The 6,705-nt window shown below is 59.1% G+C and carries 6 protein-coding genes and 4 tRNA genes; 8 read left to right on the top strand and 2 right to left on the bottom strand.

Annotation, left to right across the window (positions count from 1 at the left end; all coding sequences use genetic code 11):
- From ACRC1E_RS02425 to ACRC1E_RS02390, 8 genes are all read left to right on the top strand, one after another.
- Nucleotides 1-780, top strand: a 780-nt coding sequence (locus ACRC1E_RS02425) for a YifB family Mg chelatase-like AAA ATPase (protein WP_438513512.1), incomplete at its 5' end; no start/stop codon positions are given.
- Nucleotides 781-891: 111 nt separating this feature from the next.
- Nucleotides 892-1,512, top strand: coding sequence for an SPOR domain-containing protein (locus ACRC1E_RS02420; RefSeq protein WP_438513511.1), 621 nt, complete (start codon nucleotides 892-894; stop codon nucleotides 1,510-1,512).
- 31 nt (nucleotides 1,513-1,543) lie between these two features.
- On the top strand, nucleotides 1,544-2,152 hold the full coding sequence (locus ACRC1E_RS02415; RefSeq protein WP_438513510.1) for a thiol:disulfide interchange protein DsbA/DsbL: 609 nt from the start codon (nucleotides 1,544-1,546) through the stop codon (nucleotides 2,150-2,152).
- A gap of 85 nt (nucleotides 2,153-2,237) precedes the next feature.
- Nucleotides 2,238-3,068, top strand: coding sequence for an undecaprenyl-diphosphate phosphatase (locus ACRC1E_RS02410; RefSeq protein WP_438513509.1), 831 nt, complete (start codon nucleotides 2,238-2,240; stop codon nucleotides 3,066-3,068).
- A gap of 80 nt (nucleotides 3,069-3,148) precedes the next feature.
- Nucleotides 3,149-3,225, top strand: a tRNA-Met gene (locus tag ACRC1E_RS02405).
- A 42-nt stretch (nucleotides 3,226-3,267) separates the two neighbouring features.
- A tRNA-Met gene (locus ACRC1E_RS02400) sits at nucleotides 3,268-3,344 on the top strand.
- 47 nt (nucleotides 3,345-3,391) lie between these two features.
- Nucleotides 3,392-3,468, top strand: a tRNA-Met gene (locus ACRC1E_RS02395).
- Between the two features lie 47 nt (nucleotides 3,469-3,515).
- Nucleotides 3,516-3,592 (top strand) — tRNA-Met (locus ACRC1E_RS02390).
- Nucleotides 3,593-3,705: 113 nt separating this feature from the next.
- Here the strand turns inward: ACRC1E_RS02390 and purB are convergent.
- Together purB and ffh are read right to left on the bottom strand one after the other, a co-directional pair.
- On the bottom strand, nucleotides 3,706-5,076 hold the full coding sequence (gene purB, locus ACRC1E_RS02385) for an adenylosuccinate lyase (protein ID WP_438513508.1): 1,371 nt from the start codon (nucleotides 5,074-5,076) through the stop codon (nucleotides 3,706-3,708).
- 214 nt (nucleotides 5,077-5,290) lie between these two features.
- The gene (gene ffh / locus ACRC1E_RS02380) at nucleotides 5,291-6,643 is read right to left on the bottom strand and encodes a signal recognition particle protein (RefSeq protein ID WP_438513507.1); all 1,353 of its coding nucleotides are present in this window, start codon (nucleotides 6,641-6,643) and stop codon (nucleotides 5,291-5,293) included.
- Between the last annotated feature and the right edge of the window lie 62 nt (nucleotides 6,644-6,705).

Below are 6,705 nucleotides of genomic sequence, written 5' to 3'. Positions count from 1 at the left end.
CTGGAAGTCGCTGCGCTGCAATCATTGGGCAGTAGCGGTTTTGTGGCCGACAGTTGGGGGCAGCGCCCGTTTCGGGCGCCGCATCACTCCGCATCTGCAGTGGCCATGGTCGGTGGCGGCTCCGATCCGCACCCTGGCGAGATCAGTCTGGCGCACCGTGGCGTGCTGTTTCTGGATGAATTGCCCGAGTTTGACCGCAGGGTACTGGAATCCCTGCGTGAACCGCTGGAATCGGGCGAAGTCCGTATTTCGCGTGCGGCACGGCAAGTGACTTTTCCGGCTGCTTTTCAGCTGATTGCCGCCATGAATCCTTGTCCGTGCGGCTATCTTGGTCATCCGCAGCGCGCTTGTCGCTGTACACCCGAGCAAATTAGCCGGTATCGGGGTAAAATCTCCGGCCCGCTGCTGGACCGCATCGATTTATTGCTGGAAGTGCCGCCGTTGCCTGCTGCCGATTTGCAATGCGCCGCGGCCGGGGAGGGAAGTGCCGTGGTCGCCGCCCGCGTGCAACTGGCCCGCGAGCGCCAAATGGCGCGCCAAGGCAAGATGAATGCCGCGCTGACTGCGGCCGAGGTCGGGATCTTTTGTGTGGCCGATACGGCGGCACTTGCCGTTCTGGAAACAGTGGTAAACCGTATGGCATTGTCTGCGCGTGCTTACCATCGTATTCTCAAGGTGGCACGCACGCTGGCCGATCGCGATGCCGTGCCCGGCATCGGGCGCGCGCATGTGCTGCTGGCCTTGCAGATGCGGCGGGCACTGGGGGATGGGGCGGTGTGATGCCGTCTATGATTTTTTATCAGGTTTTGGATTTTAATGAGCAATCGCGATTATAAAAGTAGCGCCCGTCCATCAAGGGCCGCTGCGCCCCGTCAGAAAAAGGGGGGCGGCTTGCTGACCGGGATGTTGGTCGGCCTGATTATCGGTGTCGGGGTTGTTGTCGGCGTGATGATGTTCTTCAATCGCGCATCTACCCCGTTTAGTAATATGGATAAACAGGTGGAGCGCCAGCAAACGGCAAGCGCGTCTACGCCGGATGTTACGCTGCTGGAGCCCGGCTCCGGTCTGCAAGAGGTCAAGCCGACGGCCAGTATGCCGCCTGAGGCGGCACCGGCGGTATCGTTGCCGCCCCCGGTATCGCCACCGGCGTCACTGCCTGCTGAAGCCCCCAGGGCTGCGACCAGTCAAAATGGCGAGCGCTTTGACTTCTATAAAATTCTGCCGGGCAAGATCGATGCCTTGCCTGGTGTGCCCGAGGCCGCGCCTAGCCATACGGTGACGGCCAAGAACTATAGCCTGCAGGCTGGTGCCTTTGCCAACGAAGGTGAAGCCGACAACCTCAAGGCCAAACTGGCACTGATGGGGGTCGAAGCCAGCATTCATACCGCAGAAACCGACAAGGGTATTTTGCATCGCGTCCGTATCGGGCCCTTCGCCCGTCAGACGGATGCCGAGCGCGTGCGTGCCCAGCTCAAGGCGGGTGGTGTGGCGAGTGATTTGTTGAAACCCTGATTAAAGACCGAAAAACGAAAAGGAAAATGTAATGAAAAAATGGCTGGTAATGGGGCTGATGTTGATGAGCGGCCTCGCGCAGGCTGCAATTGTCGCGGGCAAGGATTACACGGTGTTGCCCAAGGCACAGCCCACCCCGGCAGGCAAGATTGCTGTGGTCGAATTTTTCTCTTATAGCTGCATCCATTGCTACAACCTCCAGCCTGTCATGGCTAGCTGGAAGAAAACCCAGCCGGCGGATGTGCTTGTGAGCAGTGAGCAGGTGGTATGGGGCAAAAATATGGAAGGTTTTGCCAAGCTGCAGGCCACGATGAAAGCCACCGGCACCGAAGAAAAACTGCATCGTCCGGCGTTTGAAGCCGTGATGAAGCAGCGGGTGAATCTGGGGGATGAGGCGGTGCTGGCTGGCTGGGTTGCCAAACAGCCGGGGGTAGACGCCAAGCGGTTTATGGATACCTTCAAATCGTTCGGGATGCAGGCCAGTGTCAACCGCGCCGCCAAGCTGACGCGTGACTATCAGGTGGAAGGCACACCGCTGGTGGTGGTTGCTGGCAAGTACGCCGTTGCCCCTGCCGATCCGCAGCGCATCGTACAGGTTGTGAACGAGCTGATTGCCAAGGTTCGCGCCGAGAAGAAGTAAGGCTAGGCGGTTTGGTTTTGCCCTATCCGGCCTCATGGCCGGATATTTGTTTATTGCTCCTCTCGAATTTGAAAGTGAATCCATCGTGGAATGGCTCATCCTCGCCAAGGCGCTATTGCTTGGTATCGTCGAAGGTCTGACGGAATTTTTGCCGGTGTCCAGTACCGGCCACCTGATCATCGTTGGCGACCTGATCGACTTCAATAACAGTACCGGCAAGGTGTTCGAGGTGGTGATCCAGCTGGGGGCCATTCTGGCAGTGGTATGGGAATACCGTGCGCGTTTCACCCATGTTGCCTGTGGCATGCTGGGGCGCGAGCCGGCATCGCTGCGCTTTGTTTCCAATCTGATCATCGCCTTCCTGCCGTCGGCCGTGATCGGTTTTCTGGCAATCGGGGCGATCAAGCAGTATCTGTTTAATCCGATTTGCGTCGCGATGGCACTGGTGGCCGGTGGTTTCGTTATTTTGTGGGCCGAGCGCCGTCAAGTCGATGTGCCGCCGCGTGTGCATGATGTGGATGCGATGAGCAAGCTGGATGCGCTGAAAGTCGGCGTGGCGCAGGTGTTTGCCATGGTACCGGGGACATCGCGTTCGGGCGCGACCATCATCGGCGGTATGCTGTTCGGGCTGGACCGCAAGGTGGCGACCGAGTTTTCGTTTTTCCTCGCTGTACCGACCATGTTCGCCGCCACCATTTACGATGTGTACAAGAACTGGCATCTGTTTAGCCCTGCCGATATTCCGGTGTTCGCCGTCGGTATGGTGTCTTCGTTTATCAGTGCCCTGATCCTGGTGCGCTGGCTGATCCGTTTTGTTTCCGGCCATACCTTCAATGTTTTTGCCTGGTACCGCATCGTGTTCGGCCTGATTATTTTGGCTAGCTGGTACTTTGGCTGGGTGTCGTGGTCGATATAAGCGGATACCGGGCTGAGGGCGGGTAATTGTTAATTTAAATTGACAACCGGGGTCTTGATGAGTATTATGCATTTCTCAGTCGCGGGGTGGAGCAGTCTGGTAGCTCGTCGGGCTCATAACCCGAAGGTCGTAGGTTCGAATCCTGCCCCCGCAACCAGTTTTCGCAGTACCGGTGTTACCGGTAGGCAAGTCGTTCAGTCGCGGGATGGAGCAGTCTGGTAGCTCGTCGGGCTCATAACCCGAAGGTCGTAGGTTCGAATCCTGCTCCCGCAACCAGTTTCAACCGGATGAGTATCCGGGGCTTAGTGCCAAAATATTTCAGTCGCGGGGTGGAGCAGTCTGGTAGCTCGTCGGGCTCATAACCCGAAGGTCGTAGGTTCGAATCCTGCCCCCGCAACCAGTTTCAACCGGATGAGTCTCCGGGGCCTCGTGCCAAAACACCTCTGTCGCGGGGTGGAGCAGTCTGGTAGCTCGTCGGGCTCATAACCCGAAGGTCGTAGGTTCGAATCCTGCCCCCGCAACCAAAACAAAAACCCGATGCCCATGCATCGGGTTTTTTGCATTCATGTCCGGTAGTGCAGGGCACAAGAAAAACGCCACCTCGCATCAGGTGGCGTTTTACAGGGATCGCTGCCGCTTAGATGCGGCGGGCCAGTTCTTCGGCCTTGCCGACATAGCTTGCCGGCGACAATTCCAGCAAACGGGTCTTTTCGTGGTCCGGAATTTCCAGGCCGTTGATAAAGGCCGCCAGCGTAGCCTTGGTGACACCGCCCTTGCCGCGGGTCAGGTCTTTCAGCTGCTCGTACGGGTTGGCGATCGCATAGCGGCGCATCACGGTCTGGATAGGCTCGGCCAGCAGCTCCCATGTCGCGTCCAGATCGGCAGCCAGTGCCGCCGGGTTGACTTCCAGCTTGTTCAGGCCCTTGAGGCAGGACTTGAAGCCCAGCAGGGTGTAACCCATGCCGACACCCATATTGCGCAGCACGGTGGAGTCGGTCAGGTCGCGCTGCCAGCGGCTCAGTGGCAGCTTGTCGGCCAGATGGCCCATGACGGCATTGGCCAGACCGAGGTTGCCTTCCGAGTTTTCGAAATCGATAGGGTTGACCTTGTGCGGCATGGTCGAGCTGCCCACTTCGCCGGCCTTGACCTTCTGCTTGAAGTAACCCAGCGAGATATAGCCCCAGACGTCGCGGTTCAGGTCGATCAGGATGGTGTTGACGCGCGACAGGTTCTGATACATCTCGGCCATATAGTCATGCGGCTCGATCTGGATGGTGTACGGGTTGAAGGTGATGCCAAGGCCGGATACAAAGCGGCGGCACAGGCTTTCCCAGTCTACGTCGGGGTAGGCGGCCAGATGGGCATTGTAGTTGCCGACGGCGCCGTTGATCTTGCCCAGAATCTCCTGCTTGACCAGTTGCTCGTGCTGGCGCTTGAGGCGGTACACCACATTGGCCAGTTCTTTGCCCAGGGTGGATGGCGTTGCCGGCTGGCCGTGGGTGCGGCACATCATCGGCATGGCGGCCAGTTCATGCGACAGCGTGCTCAGGCGGGCAATCACTTCGTTCAGCCCCGGCAGGATCACGGTGTTGCGTGCGGTTTTGAGCATCAGCGCGTGGCTGAGGTTGTTGATGTCTTCGCTGGTGCAGGCAAAGTGGATGAACTCGCTGGCGGCCATGATTTCCGGATTGCCGGACAGGCGCTCTTTCAGCCAGTACTCGATTGCTTTGACATCGTGGTTGGTACGCGCTTCGATGGCCTTCACTTCTTCGGCGTGGGCCACGCTGAAGTGGGCGATCACATCATCGATTTCATGCAGGGTCGCGGTGGAAAACGGCTTTACTTCGCTGATACCCGGCTCGGCGGCGAGCATTTTCAGCCACTCCAGTTCCACCTTGATGCGGAACTTCATCAGGCCGTATTCGGAGAACAGATTGCGCAAGGGCTCAATCTGGCTGGCGTAACGGCCATCGAGTGGGGAAAGGGCGGTCAGTGCATTCAAGGTCATGACGAGTATTTCCAGGCTGGGTGCCGGCGCTTTGGCCGGCGTTTCATGGTAAATCAGCTAACGGCCGCATCGGCTTGAGTGCGGCGGTCACTTGCAGCGTCGCGATGAGCCGTCGGTCTGATGCCACGACGTCGGGCTGCATGCGGTTTCTTCCTTTGGCGGTTGCAACGGGCCTTCTATGGGCCCGCTTGTTTTTTTGGCGGGCGCTACCGGCTTACATGCCCGGCAACATGCCCTTCATGCCGCGCATCATCTTGGACAGGCCGCCCTTGGAGAACTGCTTCATCATCTTCTGCATTTCTTCAAATTGCTTGAGCAGCTTGTTGACTTCCTGTACCGATACGCCGGCGCCGCTGGCGATGCGGCGTTTGCGGCTGGCTTTCAGTAGCTCGGGCTTGCGCCGCTCCAGCGGGGTCATCGAATAGATAATGCCTTCGATGCGGCGCAGTGATTTTTCGGCCTCGTCGCCCTTGATGCCTTTCGCCATCTGGCCCATCTGGCCCGGCATTTTTTCCAGCATGCTGGTGACGCCGCCCATCTTCTTCATCTGCTGCATCTGGCCGAGGAAGTCTTCCAGATCGAAGCCCTTGCCCGACTTGAGCTTCTTGGCGATCTTGGCCGCTTCGTCCTGATCCATGCCTTTTTGCACGTCTTCGATCAGGCTGAGGACATCACCCATGCCCAGGATGCGGCTGGCAATACGGTCAGGGTAGAAGGGCTCCAGGCCGGTGAGCTTTTCGCCGACACCGATAAACTTGATCGGCTTGCCGGTGACATGGCGTACCGACAGCGCCGCGCCACCGCGCGAGTCGCCATCCATCTTGGTCAGTATCACACCGGTCAGCGGCAGCGCTTCGCCGAAGGCCTGCGCGGTATTGACCGCATCCTGCCCCTGCATGGCGTCGACCACGAACAAGGTCTCGACCGGTTTGACCGCAGCGTGCAGCGCCTTGATCTCGGCCATCATCGCTTCGTCGATCGCCAGACGGCCGGCGGTGTCGACCATCAACACATCGAAGTGATAGCGGCGGGCATGGTCGATGGCGGCAAGCGCGATATCGACCGGCTTTTGCGAACCCTCCGACGGGAACCACTCGACGCCGGCCTGTTCCGCCAGCAGTTTCAGTTGTTCGATGGCGGCCGGACGGTAGACGTCGGCCGAGACCACCAGTACTTTTTTCTTCTGCGTTTCTTTCAGCAGCTTGGCGAGCTTGCCGACGGTGGTGGTTTTACCCGCCCCTTGCAGGCCGGCCATCAGTACCACGGCCGGCGGCTGGGCGGCGAGGTTGAGGGCGTCGTTTTTGTCGCCCATCAAGCGGGTCAACTCTTCGTTGACCACGCCAACCAGTGCCTGACCCGGGGTCAGGCTGCCCATCACGTCCTGGCCGAGCGCGCGCTCTTTGACCTGGGCGATAAAGGACTTGACCACGGGCAGGGCCACGTCGGCTTCCAAGAGCGCCATGCGTACTTCGCGCATCGCGTCCTGGATGTTGGATTCGGAGAGGCGCGCGTTACCGCGCAGCGTCTTGATCACGCCACTTAAGCGTGTCGTCAGGTTGTCAAGCATGGGCCATCCTTCATTAATTTGCGCGGCAAAAATCCGGTCTTCAGGCCGGAGGGGTAGAGCGC

It is taken from the genome of Craterilacuibacter sp., assembly GCF_051659485.1.
GTDB lineage: Bacteria > Pseudomonadota > Gammaproteobacteria > Burkholderiales > Chromobacteriaceae > Craterilacuibacter.
This window is presented reverse-complemented; position numbering and strand designations above follow the sequence as displayed.

Excerpts from the sequence above, each read along its gene's own strand:
- ACRC1E_RS02415 (WP_438513510.1), top strand. The coding sequence starts at position 1,544 with ATGAAAAAATGGCTGGTAATGGGGCTGATGTTGATGAGCGGCCTCGCG.
- purB (WP_438513508.1), bottom strand. The coding sequence starts at position 5,076 with ATGACCTTGAATGCACTGACCGCCCTTTCCCCACTCGATGGCCGTTAC.
- ffh (WP_438513507.1), bottom strand. The coding sequence starts at position 6,643 with ATGCTTGACAACCTGACGACACGCTTAAGTGGCGTGATCAAGACGCTG.